This window comes from Kitasatospora paranensis (genome assembly GCF_039544005.1).
Classification (GTDB): domain Bacteria; phylum Actinomycetota; class Actinomycetes; order Streptomycetales; family Streptomycetaceae; genus Kitasatospora; species Kitasatospora paranensis.
The window spans coordinates 655,768-671,451 of the sequence record NZ_BAABKV010000001.1 but is presented as its reverse complement, the minus strand read 5'-3'; the positions used below and the strand labels follow the sequence as shown (position 1 = coordinate 671,451).

The window sequence follows — 15,684 nt, the reverse complement described above, 5'->3', positions numbered from 1 at the left end:
CGAGCTGGAAGTCCGCACCCCGGCCGACCGCCCCCGGGGCGCAGGTGGGAGTCCGGGGCCCCGGGGCCGCCGTCCGGCGCGGGGGTCCTCGATGTCGATGCCGACCGCACCGGCGGCGGCGTCCCGGCCGGCGGCGGTGGGGGACCGGCGTGTCACGGGGCGGGGTGGGAGCTGTCCTGGGCGTCGTCCCCGCGTTGGTGGCCACGGCGGGCGTCGCGGTCGAAGATGCCCAGGACCTCGCAGGGCCCGCCCTCGGCGCCGATGGCGTGCGGCAGCATGGTGGGGAACTCCGCCGCCTGGTTCGTCTCCACGCGGATGCGCCGGTTGCCCAGCAGCAGGACCGCGGTGCCGGACAGGACGACGAGCCACTCCCGGCCCGGGTGGGCGCGCAGGCGGCCGGGGTTGTCGGGCGGCGGGTTCGTCATGCGCTGGCGCACCACGCTCATGCCGGGCTCCGCCTTGATCGGCCAGCGCATGAGCCCGCGGGCCCCGTCGATCGTCGGGCTGATGATGACGTCGTCGGCCGCGTTCTCGACGAGCTGGTCCAGCGAGGTGTCCAGGGCCCGGGCGAGCGTGACGAGCTGGTCCAGGGCGAGACGGCGCCGGCCGTTCTCGATCCGGCTGAGCGTGGACGGGCTGACCCGGGCGCGGGAGGCCAGTTCCTCCAAGGACCAGCCCTGCGCCACCCGCAGGGCGCGGATCCGCTTGCGTACCAGGCTGTCCAGCTCACCGTCCTCTTGCGTCATGGGCAACAGGATATGCGTTGACGGCAAGGCGTGGGCTGCCGTGGTGACATGGCCCGTACGTGACGGGGGCGGGGTCCGGCCCTGGGTGCTCGGCTCGGTCCGGAGCCGGCGTGGAAGTCCGAGGCGGATCTCTGATGGTCCGACACCAACGCTCCAGCTCAGCACATGTGAGGACCGTCGCGCGAACGGCCGGCGCAACTCGGCATCCCCACGAAAGCCAAAGAAGACGTTGACAATGATGAATGCCAAAGTACTCTTTGACATATGCGACTGAGCGATCCCAAGGCGATTCGCGCCCTGGCTCACCCGACCCGGCTGGATCTGCTGGAGACACTCGGCAGGATCGGGCCGGCCACGGCGGCCACCTGCGGGCGGCTGCTGGGCGTGTCCCAGGCCAGCTGTTCGTTCCACCTGCGCCATCTGGCGAAGTACGGCTACGTCGAGGAGGCCGGGCCGGGCAGTGACCGGCGCGAGCGGCGCTGGCAGGTCGTCGACCGGCAGATGCTGTTGGCCGGCAGCGGGCAGGTCGATCCGCTGGTGGTGCAGCAGCTGAGCCGGGTGGTGGTCGAGCGCGAGGCCGCCCGGGTGCTCGACTGGGTGGACCGCTCGCCCGGCGAAGACACCGAGTGGCGGGACGCGGCCCGGGGGATGGCGGCCACCGTGCGGGTCACGGCTGCCGAGGCCGCCGAGATCAAGGCGCAGTGGCGGGCGATCCTCGCCCCGTACCTGGCGCGGGACGCGGCCGAGGCCGTTCCGGGCGCCGAGCCGGATGCACCCGTCGCCGACCGGCGGCACGTCCGGTACTTCATGGCGGCATCGCCGCTGGCCGACACGGACCTGGGGGAGAACACCGATGACTGCTGACACCACCACGCCGATCGACTTCACCGGTAGTGCGCCGATCGCCGGAAGCCTCGACGTGCGCTGGAACCACGGCGTGCGGTCGCGGCGGGCCGACGCCGAGCCGCTCATCCAGGTGCACGCCTACGATGAGCACACCTTCGTCCTGCGCCAGAGCAAGAGCGTCAGCTACGAGGCGCCCTTCCTCTACCTGCTCTTCGGCAACGAGCGTGCCCTGCTGCTGGACACCGGGGCCACGGCCGACCCGGCCCGGTTCCCGCTGCGGACGACCGTCGATGCGCTGGTGGACACCTGGCTGCGCGAGCACCCGCGCCCGGACTACGAGTTGGTCGTGGCCCACACGCACGGGCACGGCGACCACGTCGCCGCCGACGCGCAGTTCGCCGACCGGCCGGCCACCACGGTGGTGGCCAGGGAGGCGGAGGCGGTCCAGGAGTTCTTCGGCTTCACCTCCTGGCCGCAGGAGACCGTCGTGTTCGACCTCGGCGGCCGCGTGCTGGAGGTGATCGGCTCTCCGGGCCACCACAAGGCCGCCGTCACCATTCACGATCCGTGGACGGGCATCCTGCTCACCGGTGACACCGTCTACCCGGGCCGGCTCTACGCCTTCGACTTCGCGGAGTTCACCGCGACGCTGGATCGGCTGGTGGACTTCACCCGGAGCAGGCAGGTCACCCACGTGCTGGGCTGCCATGTCGAGCTCACCGACCGCCCGGGCAAGGACTTCCCGCTCGGGGCGCGTTACCAGCCGGGCGAGCGCGAACCGCAGATGACGGTGGAGCAGTTGGTGGCGGTACGGGACGCGGCACACGCCGTCGCCGACCGGCCCGGGGTCCACGTCTTCGACGACTTCATCCTCTTCAACGGGCCGTGCACCTCCGCACAGCTCGGCATGATCGTCCGAGGACTCGCCCACAAGGCGGGCCGGGGCCTCGCCGCCGCCGTCGGCCGGTGACCCACGTCGACGCATCGTCAGATCGGTCTGCTCTCGGGGAGTTGCCCTCCGGGGAGGCGGCCCCGGGTCGGGGTGTCAGGATCGATGTGGCATCGTGGCCCGCATGGCCGAATCGATCGATCCTTCGCTCGCCGATGCCGAACTGACCGCCTTCGTCGAGGCAGTCCGACAGGACCCCGACCTCCGGCCCGTGCCGTGGGCGCGGCGGAGCTGCGGCGCGCCCAGCGTCTCCGTGTCGACGCCCGGCCCCGCGGCCCCGAGATCGCCCACGTCGATGATCTGACGATCGGTCCGGCTGCCGTGGGGGTCCGTCTCTACCGGCCCTCGGCGGCCTGCGGGCCGCTGGTGGTGTTCCTGCACGGCGGGATGTGGACGATCGGCGATCTGGAGTCGCACGATCGGTTGTGCCGCCGATTGGCGTTCAGGACCGGTGCGGCGGTGCTGAGCGTCGACTTCCGCCGGGCTCCGGAGCATCCGTGGCCGGCTGCCGTCGACGACTGCGTGGAGGTCGTCCGATGGGCGGTCGCCGGCGGGGATTCCGGCACCGGGACTGCCGGCCCGATCGTGGTCATGGGTGACAGCTCCGGCGGGAACCTGGCCGCGCTCGCCTGCCTGCGTCTGCGCGACGAGGGCGGGCCGCTGCCGGCCGCCCAGATCCTGGCGTACCCCAACACCGATCTGACGCTCTCCTGCCCCAGCGCACGGTCGAAGGCCGCGGGCTGGGGCCTGGCGGCCGACGACGTCGCGTGGGGGGCCGAGCAATGGGTCCCGGACCCGTCCCGGCGGGCCGACCCCGGGATCAGCCCGCTGTTCGCCGCCGATCTCGGCGGGCTCCCGCCCACCGTGGTGATCACTGCGGAGCACGACCCGCTCCGTGACGAGGGCGATGCCTATGCCGCCCGGTTGGCCGCCGCGAACGTTCCGGTCGTCCACCGTTGCGAGGCAGGAATGATCCATGGATTCCTCACCCTCGACACCCTCTCGCCGGCCACCGCTGCGGCGGGAGAACGGCTCTTCGCGGATCTCACCGACCTGCTCGGCCGGAATCGCTGAGCGTCCCGCGCACAGGGGAGGGCGCCTGCTGGTCGGGCAGGGGGCAGGCCGTAGGATCGCGTGCCATGCCTGCCTCTGAGCCCACCATCCTCGCCACCTCGGGCGGACACCGCGCCGGAGCCCGCACCATGGTCGAGTTCGACGCCCTGGTGCACCACGCCGTCGATCTGTCCGGCGCCCACGGTCGCCGACCCCGGGTGATGTACGTCGGTACGGCCATCGGCGACGCCGAGCACTTCACCTCCCGGATGACGGAGGCCGCCCGGATCGCCGGGTTCGACCTGACCCCGCTCCACCTGTTCCCGCGGCCCAACCACGAGGACGTCGAGGCGACCGTGCTGGAGCAGGACGTGGTCTGGGTGATGGGCGGCTCGGTCGCCAACCTGCTGGCGGTCTGGCGGGTGCACGGGCTGGACGCGATCCTGCGGCGGGCGTGGGAGGCGGGCGTGGTGCTGAGCGGGGTGAGCGCCGGCTCGATCTGCTGGTTCCGCGGCGGCACCACCGACTCCTTCGGGCCCGAGCTGCAGCCGATCACCGACGCCCTCGGCTTCCTGCCCTACGGCAACGGCGTGCACTACGACGTGGACCCGGGCCGCCGCCCGCTGGTCCACCGCCTCGTCGCGGACGGCACCCTGCCCACCACGCACTGCACCGACGACGGTGTCGGTCTCGTCTACCGGGGCACCGAGCTGGTCGAGGCCGTCGCCGAACGCTCCGGCAAGGGCGCCTATCTGGTCACCCGCGACGGTGACGCCGCCGTCGAGCACCGGCTGGACGTCCGGGCCCTCCCCGCCCCCTGATGCGGCGCCGTGCCGACGGCTCGGCGGCTCCGACGGCCCGGAAGGTCCGTTCGGCCGTCCGGGTGGGGTGCCGCGCCGTCGTGTCCGGCGGCACGCGCACGCCCCGCCGAAGAGCCTCCCCCACCTGCCACGGGGCTGACGGCGTGTCGGATGGCGGTCACCGGTCGGCGCCGCAAGAGTGACGGACGGACCTCACGACAAGGAGCGAGCGATGCCCGAAGTCACCACCCCGTACGCGACCGGCACGCCATGTTGGGTCGATCTGATGGCGAAGGACCAGCAGGCCGCGCTGGACGTCTACCGCGACCTGTTCGGCTGGCAGGGGCAGCCCGGCCCGGCCGAGTTCGGCGGGTACGCGGTCTGTGAGCTGAACGGCAAGGCCGTGGCCGGCATCGGTCCGGCGATGGCCCCCGAGGGCATGCCCACCCCGCCCACCGTCTGGACGAGCTACCTGGCCAGCACGGACGCCCAGGCCACCCAGGACGCCATCGTCGGCGCGGGCGGCACCCTGCTCGCCCCGGTGATGGACGTCGGCAACCTCGGCCGGATGCTGATCGCCGCGGACCCGCAGGGCGCGGTCTTCGGTGTCTGGCAGCCCGGCGAGTTCTTCGGCGCCAAGGTGGTCAACGAGGCCGGCGCGCTGACCTGGAACGAGCTGCACACCAACGACGTCCCCGGTGCCACCGGCTTCTACGGGGAAGCGTTCGGCATCGAGATCGAGCCGATGGAGGGCGCCGACTCCTACTGGGAGCTGCGGGTCGGCGGCCGCGCGGTCGGCGGGGTGACGCTGCTCGCCAACGACCCGCCCGGCACGCCGGCGCACTGGCTGACCTACTTCGCGGTCGACGACACGGACTCCACCGTGGACGCCCTGGTCAAGCGCGGCGGCACCGTCCTCGCCCCGCCGTTCGACATGGCGGCCGGCCGGATGGCCGTGGTCGCCGACCCGCAGGGCGCCCCGTTCGCGATGATCAAGCCCACCCCGATGTAGTCCGCACGGCCGGCCTGCCCGCCCGGCCTGCCCGCCCGGGAGCCGCCGGGCGGGCCCAGGCCGTCCATCGGGCCGTGTCGCCGAGCCGTCACCGGGCCGGACGGATCCGGGCCGGCCGCCGCCGTCACTCCGGGGGCATGACCGCCCTCGGAGGTCAGGATGCGTGGCCGGGGGCCCGGTGACCGGTCCGGTAGCGGCCCGGGGTCGTTCCCATGACGTCGGTGAACGCCGCGATGAAGCCGCTGGGGTTGGCCCATCCGCAGGCGTAGGCCGTCCGGGTGGCGTCGTGGCCGTCGGCGAGGAGCACGAGCGCGTGGTGGATGCGCAGTTGGGTGCGCCACTCGTGGAACGTCATGCCGAGCTCGCTGCGGAAGAGCCGGCTGAGGGTCCGGGTGCCGGCCCCGACCGCCTTGCCGAGCTCGGCCAGCGTGGCGTTGTCCGCCGGCGTCTCGTACAGGATCCGGGCGATGGCCCGCAGCCGGTCGTCCCGTGGCTCCGGCAGGTGCAGTGGTTGTTCGGGCGCCTCGCGGAGTTCGTCGACGAGGACCCGGAGCAGGCGCAGGCGCGCCGAGCGGCTGTGGTCGGGCCCGGCGTCGCCGTCCTGACCGGGACGGGTCAGGGCGAGCAGGACCTCGCGGGCGAGGCCGGAGGCCAGGAACACGGCCGGCTGGCCCGGTACGCGCCGGGCGAGGGACGGCGGGAGAAAGACGATCCGCATGTCGGTGTCGCCGTGGGCGCGGTGCTGGTGCGTGCATCCGGCAGGGGTCCAGGCGACCCGGTCGGCGGGGACGATCGAGGTGCCGCGCTCGGTGCGGACGGCCAGGACGCCGCCGGCCGCGTAGACCAGGTGTCCCCGTGCGTGCGACTGCACCGTGCTGGTTCCGCCGGACGGCCAGAGGTGGCGGCCGCCGGACGGCCACGTCTGTGAGGTCACACCCGCGGCCGGGCGGGATTGGCCGTGAACGGGCATCAGTTGGCCTCCTGGCGCTAACGAGCCACACCTTGAGCCGGTGACACTACCTTCCATGCGGAGTGGCCTCCGGCCGGGGAATCGCCCCGGCCGGACCCATGCCGTCGCGGCAGCGTGCCCCGGTGCCGCGTCCCGAGAGAAGGAGCGGCACATGGCGACATTCGTTCTGGTACCCGGCGCGTGGAAGGGCTCCTGGTCGTTCGAGGCGGTGGTTCCGCTGCTGGAGCGTGCCGGGCACACGGTGCATGCCCTGACCCTGACCGGTCTGCGGCCGGACGACGACCGCGCGACGGTCGCGGCCGCCAATCTCGACACGCACGCGGAGGACGTCCTGCGGCTCCTCGATCGTGCCCGCCTCACCGACGTGACACTGGTCGGCCACAGCTACGCCGGGATGGTGGTCGCCGCCGCGGCCGATCGCGCCGGCGGCCGCGTCTCGCGACTGGTGCACCTGGACGCCTACGTGCCGCGCGACGGCGAGTCGTGCTGGTCCTCGACGAACGAGCACTTCCGGGAGGTGTTCGCTGCCGGGGCCGCGGCCACCGGCTACGCCGTCCGACCGCCGGACGGCGGCGATCCCCGCCGCCGTCCCCATCCCCTCGCCTCGTTCCTGCAGACGATCCGGCTCTCCGACCCGCCCGCCCGCATTCCCCGCCGGGAGTTCGTCTACTGCTCGGGATGGGAGGACCGGACGCCGTTCGCCGCACTCCGCACCCGGCTCCGCGCCGATCCCGCGTGGCAGGTCCACGACCTCCCGACCGGCCACGACGCCATGCACGAGGACCCCGAGGCGGTCGCCGCCCTGCTCCTCGGTGCGCCGCACCAGAGGTGATCTGGAAATCAGATCACCTACAACAAAAACGTCTATTAGACAGAATTACCGCCTCGCCCGAGGATTTCTCATGCGGTAGCAACAGTCGTCGCGACACCGGATGGACTACCGCCTGAGTGGAGGTTGCAATGCCCAGTGAAGAGACCGACGTCGTCGTCGTCGGGGCGGGCCAGGCGGGTGTGGCGATGAGCGAGCACCTGGGAGCCCACGGCATTCCGCATGTCGTCCTGGAGCGGCACCGGGTCGCCGAGCGGTGGCGTTCGGAGCGGTGGGACTCCCTGGTCGCGAACGGGCCCGCGTGGCACGACCGGTTCCCGGGGCTGGAGTTCTCCGACATCGACCCCGATGCCTTCGCCTCGAAGGACAGGGTCGCGGACTACTTCTCCGCGTACGCGGAGAAGATCGGCGCCCCGATCCGGTGCGGTGTCGAGGTGACCTCCGTCCGCAGGCACGCCGGTCGGCCCGGATTTCGGGTCGAGACCTCGGAAGGCGTGATCGACGCGCGCTTCGTCGTGGCCGCGACCGGGCCGTTCCAGCGGCCGGTGATCCCGCCCATCGTCCCGGCCGGTGCCGTCCCCGTGCAGATCCACTCCAACGAGTACCGCAATCCGCAGCAACTGCCCGACGGCGCCGTCCTCGTGGTCGGCAGCGGCTCCTCGGGCGTCCAGATCGCGGACGAGCTGCGCCGGTCCGGTCGGCGGGTCCTGCTCTCCGTCGGCCCCCACGACCGCCCTCCCCGCGAGTACCGCGGGCGGGACTTCTGCTGGTGGCTCGGCGTGCTCGGGCTCTGGGACGCCCAGACGCCCCCGCAGGGTGCCGACCACGTCACCATCGCGGTCAGCGGAGCCCGGGGCGGCCACACCGTCGACTTCCGGGCCCTGGCCGCCGAGGGCATCGAGCTCGTCGGTCTGACCACGTCCTACGACGACGGCGTGCTGCGCTTCGCCCCGGATCTCGCCGCGAACATCGCGCTCGGCGACAGCAAGTACCTCGAACTCCTCCGGGCGGCCGACGCGTACGTCGAGCGCAACGGGCTGGACCTCCCCGAGGAGCCGGCGGCCCACATCCTCGGACCGGAGCCGGACTGCGTCGCCCGCCCCGTCCTGGAGCTCGACCTGGCCGGGGCCGGTGTCACCTCGATCGTCTGGGCGACCGGCTACGCCACCGACCACAGCTGGCTCGACGTCGACGCGTTCGACGAGAACGGCCGGCCGGACCAGCGACGGGGAGTCTCCACCGAGCCCGGCGTCTACTTCCTGGGCCTGCCGTGGCAGTCCCGCCGCGGGTCGAGCTTCATCTGGGGTGTCTGGCACGATGCCGCGTACGTCGCCGACCACATCACCACCCAGCGTGGCTACCTCGCCCACGGCACCGCCGACCGACCGGGCGGGGCAGCCGGATAACCCGGTAGCCGATCGCCGGGACGACCGGGGAGCGGGTGGCCCTGCTGTGGCCGCCTGCTCCCGAGGAGTGCTCAGCGGGTTGTGTCAGGAACGTGGGTGGTGAAGCAAGCAGATCCCGGTGCTTCGGGTCCACAGAACCGGTCGACGAGCAGGCGGTTGCCGTCGAGCCCCAGGGAGTCCATGGACGGCCGATGCGGCGGGCGCGCGTCGGCCGCCTGCTTTCCACGGCCGGCGGATCGGCCTCGGGCGTGGCAGCGGGCCTTCGTGTCGTGTGATCCTTTGACGGTCACCGAGGAAGGCCCGCGTTTCCGTGTGGGCCGGGAAGGCGCGCCCGTGCCCACGCCAGACCATGACGACGGCTCCCAGGACCGCGCGGGGAAGTACGCCCTGGTGGAGCGGGAGCGGCGCTTCCTGATGGCCGGTCCGCCGCCGGCCTCGTCCGTCCGGGAAGTGCGGCGGATCACCGATCGGTATCTGACGGGCACCCGGCTGCGTCTGCGCCGGGTGGACCGGGCGGCTCCCGTCCGGACCGAGTTCAAGCTCACCCAGAAGGTGCCCGCCGCCCGGCCGGGCCCCGTGCAGGGGACGATCACCAACACGTACCTGTCCCGGGCCGAGTACGACGTCTTCGCCACGCTGCCCGCCCTGGTGCTGACCAAGACGCGCCTGAGCGTCCCTCCCCTGGGCTTCGACGTCTTCGATCCGCCGCTGCACGGTCTGGTCCTGGCGGAGGCGGAGTTCGGCACGGACGAGGAGACGGCGGCCTTCGAGCCGCCTGCGGACATCGTCGCCGAGGTGACGGCCGATCCGCGCTTCACCGGCGGGCGACTCGTCCGCGCCGGCCGCGCCGACCTGGTCTCCTGGCTCGGCGACTACGGGATCGACCTCGTCCCGGACGACGGGGGCCGTGACCGCACGGGCCCGGCCGCAGCCTGCCGGCTCCTGGTCCGCGCAACGGGTGCGGCGGTCCAGGAGCCGGCGCCGTCAGGGCGTCTGCGGGGCCCCTGTCGCGAAGGCGAGGTTCTCCGGGCTGAGCAGCCGGTCGAGCTGCTCCTCCGTCAGGAGTGCGCGTTCGAGGACGAGGGCGCGGATGCTGCGCCCGGTCGCGAGGGCCTCGGCGGCGACGCCGGTCGCGGCGGTGTAGCCGATGACGGGGTTGAGCGCGGTGACGGTGCCGATCGCGCGGTCGACGTTGCTGCGCAGGTGGTCGGGGTTGGCGGTGATGCCGGTGACGCAGCGTTCGGTCAGGGTCGCGCAGGCGCGGGTGAGCAGGGCCAGCGAGTCCAGCAGGCTGTGGGCGATGACCGGTTCGAAGGCGTTGAGCTGGAGCTGCCCGGCCTCGGCGGCCAGGGTGACGGTGGTGTCGTGGCCGATGACGCGGTAGGCGACCTGGTTGACGGCTTCGGGGATGACGGGGTTGACCTTGCCGGGCATGATGCTGGATCCGGCCTGGACGGGCGGCAGGTTGATCTCGCCGAGCCCGGTGCGCGGACCGGAGGAGAGCAGCCGCAGGTCGTTGCAGATCTTGGACAGCTTGACGGCGATGCGCTTGAGCACGCCCGAGAGCTGCACGAAGGCGCCGACGTCCCAGGTGGCCTCGACCAGGTCCGGGGCGGTGCGGAGCGGAAGGCCGGTCACCTCGCGCAGGTGCGCGCACACCGTCCCGGCGTACCGGTCGGGAGCGTTGAGGCCGGTGCCGATCGCCGTGCCGCCGAGGTTGATCTCCAGCAGCAGCCGGCCCGCCTCGGCCAGACGCTCGACGTCCTCACGGACGGTGGCCGCGAAGGCGCCGAACTCCTGACCGAGTGTCATGGGGACGGCGTCCTGGAGTTGGGTGCGGCCCATCTTCACCACCGGCGCGAACGCGGCGGCCTTCACCGAGAACGCGTCGGCCAGGCCCGTGAGGCCGTCGCGCAGTTCGCCCGCGCCGGTCTGCAGCGCGATGCGGACGGCCGTGGGGTAGGCGTCGTTGGTGCTCTGGCTGAGGTTGACGTGCTCCAGCGGGTGGAGTTCGTCGTAGTCGCCGCGGGGTGGCCGAGCAGTTCCAGGGCGCGGTTGGCGATCACCTCGTTGGCGTTCATGTTGGTGGAGGTGCCGGCGCCGCCCTGGAGCACGTCGACCACGAACGCGTCGTGCAGGCGGCCGGCGCGGATCTCGCCGCAGGCGCGGACGATGGCGTCGGCCCGGCCGTGGTCGAGCAGGCCGAGGTCCCGGTTGGCCAGCGCGGCGGCCTGCTTGACGCAGGCCAGCGCGACGACGAGGGCGGTGTGGACGCCGACGGGCGTACCGGTGAGCGGGAAGTTCTCCACCGCCCGCAGGGTGTGGACCCCGTAGTAGGCCCCGGCCGGGACGTCGCGCTCTCCCAGCAGGTCGTGTTCGGTGCGCTGCGGTGCGGTGGCGGGGGCCCTCATGCCTGGTACTCCGGGAGGATCTCGGTCACCGGTGCCGGCGGAGTGCGGCGGTCGGCGCGCACCGCGACGGCGCGGCCTGCGACGCCGAGCGCGAGCAGCACGGCCACCGTGCCCAGGGTGAAGGTCTCGAAGACGGTGCGCGACACGCCCCAGGTACCGGCGAAGTCGTAGCCGACGCCCAGCGCGTGTTCCAGGACGCCCGGGAAGAGGGCGATCCAGGACCCGAGGGCGATCCACGCGTAGACCAGGCCGAGGCTGATCCGGAACCCCCAGCGGCCGAACGGCACCCGGTACGGGCGCTGCACGTCCGGGTGGTTCCTGCGCAGCGTGCCCAGGGCGGGGACGACGACCAGGTAGGACAGCAGCAGCGTGGTGACGGCCACCGTGAGGACGACCTTGAAGACGGCCGCCGCGCTGCCGTCGACCAGCAGGGTGGCGGCCAGCATGAAGGCGGTCGCGGTGACGCCGGAGACGAGGTTCATCCGGACGGGTGTGCCCAGGCGCGGGTGGAAGGCGCCCAGGGAGCGGCTGAAGAACCCGCCGTCCGCGGCGGCCATGGCCTGCATGCGGTCGCTGACGATCATCCAGGCACTGCCCTGGGTCATCAGCACGAGGACGAACAGGGCGCTGGTGACGGCGAGCATCGCGTGGCCGGCGGCGCCGTAGCTGCCGAACACCAGGGACGCGGCGTCAAGGAAGCCGCCGACGCCGGTGATCCGCTCGGCCGGGACGACGGCGAGGACCGCGAACACCGGCAGCAGGTAGCAGCAGGTGGCGACGGCGCCGGACACCCCGATGGAGACCGGGACGTCCCGCCGGGGGTTGCGCATCTCCTCGCCGGCGGCGTTCGGGGCCTCGAAGCCCACGTAGGCGAACAGCAGGATCGGCACCAGCGCCAGGAACCCGCCGGCGGTGGGTCTGAAACCGGTGTCCGTGAGGCCCTTGAAGCCGTGCTGGAGGCCGTAGACCAGCGCGGTCGCGGTGACCGTCAGCAGGACGACGACCTTGGCGATCGCGCCGACCGTGGTGATCCACTTGCCGCGCCGGAGGAGACCACCGCGGTGAGGATGGCGACCCAGATGAACACCAGCTTGAAGGTGTAGTCGGCGACGGTGCCGCTGCCGAGCCGGGTGATGTGGCCGTCCCAGGCGCCGGCGGCCGCGAAGACCAGCGACCCGCCCAGCCAGACCGGGTTGGTGACCCAGTAGAACAGGGTGGTGAGCGCGGCGGCGGTGCGGCCGTAGGCGAGCCTGACCCACACGTACGGGCCGCCCTCCTGCGGGAACGCCGCGCCGGTCTCGGCGAAGAGCAGCGCGTACGGGACGAGGAAGAACAGCGCCAGGGCGGCCGTCCAGGTGACGGCCTCGCCGCCGCCGGTGGCGATCTGGCCGATCACGTCGGCCGAGATCACCGCGGCGACGCCGAGGGCCATGATGTCGAAGCGGCCGAGGCTGCGGTGCAGGTTCGGCACGGAGTCGGGTCCGTCGCCGGCTGCCCGGCCGTCCGGTGCGGGGGTGGTGGACACGGGAACTCCTCGGAGGGCTGGCGGAGATGGGGGACGTTCAGCGCAGTGCGAGGGTGGGGACCGGGCCGTCCCGACGGGGGCTGGGGACGGCCCGGTGGTCCGTGGGCTGCCGCGCCGTCAGGCGCGGAGCTCACCGGTGGGAAGCACGCGCTCCAGGACCTGACGCATGGCGTCGACGGCCTCCTTGGCCTCGGCCTCCGTCATGATCAGTGCGGGGGAGAGGACCAGGGAGTGCGCGCAGTCGCGGACGATGACGCCGGTCTCGCGGCGGATCACGTCCGGCAGCAGCGGCTGGAGCATCGGCAGCGGCTCGCGGGTGCCTCGGTCGGCGACCAGCTCGACGGCGAGCATCATGCCGACGGACCGGATCTCGCCCACCACGGGCAGGTCGCCGAGCTGAGCCTCCAGCTCGCGGTGCAGGTGGCCGCCGATCTCGGTGGCGCGGGCGAGCAGGCCCTCGCGCTCGATGATGTCCAGGTTCTCCAGCGCGACGGCGGCGGCGACGGGGTGCCCGTTGTAGGTGTAGCCCATCGGGAAGCCGTGGTCGGCGAGCAGCTGCTCGGCGACGCGGTCGCCGACGAGCAGCGCCCCGAGCGGGATGTAGCCCGAGGTGATGCCCTTGGCGGTGACGATGATGTCGGGGGTGATGCCGAAGTGCTGCGCGGCGAACCAGCTGCCGACCCGGCCGTAGGCGGTCACGACCTCGTCGAGGATCAGCAGGATCCCGTGCCGGTCCAGCACCTCGCGCACGCGCGGCCAGTAGTCGGCCGGCGGGACGAGCATGCCGCCGACGCCCATGATCGGCTCGCCGATCATCGCGGCGATGTTGCCCGGGCCGATCTCGGCGATCCGCTCCTCCAGCTCGGCGATGAGGAAGTCGGTCGGGTCCTGGCCGCCGTAGAGCTCGCTGCGGTACGGCCACGGCGGGGTCAGGTGGGAGACGTGCGGCATCATCGGGGCGAAGCCCTCGTGGTACACCGGGAAGCCGGTCGCCGAGCCGCCGCCGTAGCCGATGCCGTGGTAGGCCTTGTGCCGGGCCAGGATCCAGGTGCGGTCCGTCTCGCCGCGCCGGTGGTGGTAGAAGCGGGCCATCTTGATAGCGGCCTCGTTGCCCTCCGAGCCGCCGGAGGTGAAGTAGACGTGGCCCAGGCCCTCGGGCGCGATCGAGGTGAGCCTGGTGGCGAGCTCGATCGCCCGGTCGTTGGAGAACTCCCAGAAGCTGGTGAAGTACTCGAGCTTCGCCATCTGCTCGTAGGCGGCGCGGGCCACCTCCTCGCGGCCGTGGCCGATCTGCGCGAGCCAGAGGCCGCCGGTGGCGTCGAGGTACGAGCGGCCGTCCACGTCGGTGAGGCGGCAGCCGGAGCCGCCGGTCATCACCACCCGCTCGGCCACGGTGCCGGGCAGGTAGGGGTGGATGATGCGGGCCCGGTCGGCGCTCCTCAGCTCGTCGGGAGTCATCGGGGTGCGGCTCATGGTGGTGCCTTCCGTGCAGGGGGTGGGGGAGAAGGTCGGCTGGGAGTCCGGCGGGTGGGCCGGCGTCAGCCGAAGGACAGCCAGGTCGTCTTCAGGCCGGTGTACTTGTCGAAGGAGTGCAGCGAGAGGTCGCGCCCGAAGCCGGACTGCTTGAAACCGCCGAAGGGCGTGGCCGGGCTGAGTGCGTCGACGGTGTTGACCGACACCGTCCCGGCGTGCAGCGCCTCGGCGACGCGGTGCGCGCGGCCCAGGTCCCGCGTCCAGACGGACGCGGCCAGGCCGTACGGGGAGTCGTTGGCGATCCGGACGGCATCGGCCTCGTCCCGGAACGGCAGGACGGTCAGCACCGGCCCGAACAGCTCCTCGCGGGCGAGCGCCGCGTCCTCGCGCAGGCCGGTGACGATCGTCGGCTCCAGGTAGGCGCCGATGCGGCCCGGCCGGCGGCCGCCCACGACGACCTGCCCGCCCGCCGCCCTGGCCTCGTCCACGGCGCCCAGGAGCCGCTGCGCCTGTGCCTCGTCGACCAGCGGGCCCAGCCGGGTGGCCGGGTCGAGCGGGTCGCCGGGTACGTAGCCGGCGGTGTGCGCGGCGACCCGGGCGGTGAACTCCTCGGCGATGTCCGCGTGCACGAGCAGCCGGGTGTTGGCGGAGCAGACCTGCCCGGCGTTGAAGCAGAAGCCGAAGGCGGCGCGCTCGGCGGCGGCGTCGAGGTCGGCGTCCGGGAAGACCAGGTTGGGGCTCTTCCCGCCCGCCTCCAGCCAGACCTGCTTGCCGTTGGACTGCGCGGCGTAGGAGAGGAAGAGCCGTCCGACCGTCGTGGAGCCGGTGAACGCGAGCACGTCGACGTCCTCGTGCAGGCCGAGGGCGCGCCCGGCGCTCTCCCCGAGGCCCGGCACGACGTTGAGCACGCCGGCGGGGATGCCGGCCTCGACGGCGAGCCGGGCCAGCAGCAGTACGGACTGCGGCGACTGTTCGGCGGGCTTGAGGACGACGCTGTTGCCGGCCGCCAGCGCCGGGGCGAGCTTCCAGGAGGCGAGGTCGAGCGGGAAGTTCCACGGGACGACGGCGCCGACGACGCCCAGCGGGACGCGGCGCACCAGGGCGAGGTTGCCGGGCGCGGCCGGGGCGATCTCGTCGTAGAGCTTGTCGACGGCCTCGGCGTGCCAGGCGAAGCAGCTTGCCGCGCCCGGCACGTCGACGGCGAGCGCCTCGGCGACGGGCTTGCCCATGTCCAGCGAGTCGTACAGGGCGAGTTCGGGGCCGTGCCGCTCGATCAGTTCGGCGAGGCGCAGCAGGCGCTTCTTGCGCGCTTCGGGCGCCAGCCCGGACCAGCGGCCGTCGGCGAAGGCCGCGCGGGCGGAGCGGACGGCGGCGTCCACGTCCGCCGCGTCGCAGGAGGCGATCTCGGCGAGGCCTTGCCGGTGGCCGGATCGGTGTCGGTGAAGGTGGCGCCCGAGCGGGCGTCACGGTGGTCGCCGTCGACGAAGGCGCGGGTCTGCGGGGTGAGCGCGGCGGCCCGGCGCTGCCAGTCGGCGTGGGAGTGGGATGCGGTGGAGTCACTCATGGGAGGGGTCCTCAGCTGCGCGCTCGCGAGTTCTTTGATGCGAGATTCAAACAATGGGTCGGACGTACGTCAATGATCGAGAGGTATCAGCGCTGTAAAT

At 72.8% G+C, this 15,684-nt stretch carries 13 protein-coding genes and 2 pseudogenes; 8 read left to right on the top strand and 7 right to left on the bottom strand.

What is annotated here, in order from left to right; translation table 11 throughout:
- Nucleotides 1-152: 152 nt before the first annotated feature.
- On the bottom strand, nucleotides 153-746 hold the full coding sequence (locus ABEB13_RS03440) for a helix-turn-helix domain-containing protein (RefSeq protein ID WP_345704214.1): 594 nt from the start codon (nucleotides 744-746) through the stop codon (nucleotides 153-155).
- Between the two features lie 264 nt (nucleotides 747-1,010).
- Here ABEB13_RS03440 and ABEB13_RS03435 point away from each other — a divergent pair, with 264 nt between their 5' ends.
- The 6 genes from ABEB13_RS03435 to ABEB13_RS03410 all read left to right on the top strand — a co-directional run bounded on the left by ABEB13_RS03435 (nucleotide 1,011) and on the right by ABEB13_RS03410 (nucleotide 5,406).
- Nucleotides 1,011-1,610, top strand: coding sequence for a winged helix-turn-helix domain-containing protein (locus ABEB13_RS03435; RefSeq protein ID WP_345704213.1), 600 nt, complete (start codon nucleotides 1,011-1,013; stop codon nucleotides 1,608-1,610).
- On the top strand, nucleotides 1,600-2,562 hold the full coding sequence (locus ABEB13_RS03430) for an MBL fold metallo-hydrolase (protein WP_345704212.1): 963 nt from the start codon (nucleotides 1,600-1,602) through the stop codon (nucleotides 2,560-2,562). The genes ABEB13_RS03435 and ABEB13_RS03430 overlap by 11 nt, the downstream gene beginning before the upstream one ends.
- Nucleotides 2,563-2,665: 103 nt before the next feature.
- On the top strand, nucleotides 2,666-2,845 hold the full coding sequence (locus ABEB13_RS03425; RefSeq protein ID WP_345704211.1) for a hypothetical protein: 180 nt from the start codon (nucleotides 2,666-2,668) through the stop codon (nucleotides 2,843-2,845).
- Nucleotides 2,846-2,862: 17 nt separating this feature from the next.
- Complete coding sequence (locus tag ABEB13_RS03420; RefSeq protein WP_345704210.1) at nucleotides 2,863-3,615, top strand: alpha/beta hydrolase; 753 nt, start codon at nucleotides 2,863-2,865, stop codon at nucleotides 3,613-3,615.
- Between the two features lie 65 nt (nucleotides 3,616-3,680).
- Nucleotides 3,681-4,415: a Type 1 glutamine amidotransferase-like domain-containing protein gene (locus tag ABEB13_RS03415; protein ID WP_345704209.1), complete on the top strand. Its 735-nt coding sequence runs from the start codon at nucleotides 3,681-3,683 to the stop codon at nucleotides 4,413-4,415.
- 211 nt (nucleotides 4,416-4,626) lie between these two features.
- The gene (locus ABEB13_RS03410) at nucleotides 4,627-5,406 is read left to right on the top strand and encodes a VOC family protein (RefSeq protein ID WP_100886509.1); all 780 of its coding nucleotides are present in this window, start codon (nucleotides 4,627-4,629) and stop codon (nucleotides 5,404-5,406) included.
- 154 nt (nucleotides 5,407-5,560) lie between these two features.
- On the opposite strand, the gene ABEB13_RS03405 is transcribed toward ABEB13_RS03410, so the two are convergent.
- Nucleotides 5,561-6,277: a helix-turn-helix domain-containing protein gene (locus ABEB13_RS03405; protein ID WP_345704208.1), complete on the bottom strand. Its 717-nt coding sequence runs from the start codon at nucleotides 6,275-6,277 to the stop codon at nucleotides 5,561-5,563.
- 250 nt (nucleotides 6,278-6,527) lie between these two features.
- Here ABEB13_RS03405 and ABEB13_RS03400 point away from each other — a divergent pair, with 250 nt between their 5' ends.
- Together ABEB13_RS03400 and ABEB13_RS03395 are read left to right on the top strand one after the other, a co-directional pair.
- Nucleotides 6,528-7,208: an alpha/beta fold hydrolase gene (locus ABEB13_RS03400; RefSeq protein ID WP_345704207.1), complete on the top strand. Its 681-nt coding sequence runs from the start codon at nucleotides 6,528-6,530 to the stop codon at nucleotides 7,206-7,208.
- 128 nt (nucleotides 7,209-7,336) lie between these two features.
- A complete protein-coding gene (locus tag ABEB13_RS03395) occupies nucleotides 7,337-8,611 on the top strand; it encodes a flavin-containing monooxygenase (protein WP_345704206.1) in 1,275 nt (424 codons plus the stop codon).
- Between the two features lie 984 nt (nucleotides 8,612-9,595).
- Here the strand turns inward: ABEB13_RS03395 and ABEB13_RS03390 are convergent.
- The 5 genes and pseudogenes from ABEB13_RS03390 to ABEB13_RS03370 form a co-directional block, all read right to left on the bottom strand.
- Nucleotides 9,596-11,022: pseudogene (locus tag ABEB13_RS03390) on the bottom strand (aspartate ammonia-lyase).
- Nucleotides 11,019-12,454, bottom strand: a pseudogene (locus ABEB13_RS03385) (APC family permease). The pseudogenes ABEB13_RS03390 and ABEB13_RS03385 overlap by 4 nt, the downstream one beginning before the upstream one ends.
- Before the next feature lie 210 nt (nucleotides 12,455-12,664).
- Nucleotides 12,665-14,020 carry an aminotransferase family protein gene (locus ABEB13_RS03380; RefSeq protein ID WP_345704205.1) on the bottom strand — a complete coding sequence of 452 codons (1,356 nt, stop codon included), beginning with the start codon at nucleotides 14,018-14,020 and terminating at the stop codon, nucleotides 12,665-12,667.
- Between the two features lie 65 nt (nucleotides 14,021-14,085).
- Entirely contained in the window at nucleotides 14,086-15,399 is a 1,314-nt protein-coding gene (locus ABEB13_RS03375) for an aldehyde dehydrogenase (protein WP_345704204.1), read from the bottom strand.
- Nucleotides 15,294-15,584 carry a hypothetical protein gene (locus ABEB13_RS03370; protein ID WP_345704203.1) on the bottom strand — a complete coding sequence of 97 codons (291 nt, stop codon included), beginning with the start codon at nucleotides 15,582-15,584 and terminating at the stop codon, nucleotides 15,294-15,296. The genes ABEB13_RS03375 and ABEB13_RS03370 overlap by 106 nt, the downstream gene beginning before the upstream one ends.
- Between the last annotated feature and the right edge of the window lie 100 nt (nucleotides 15,585-15,684).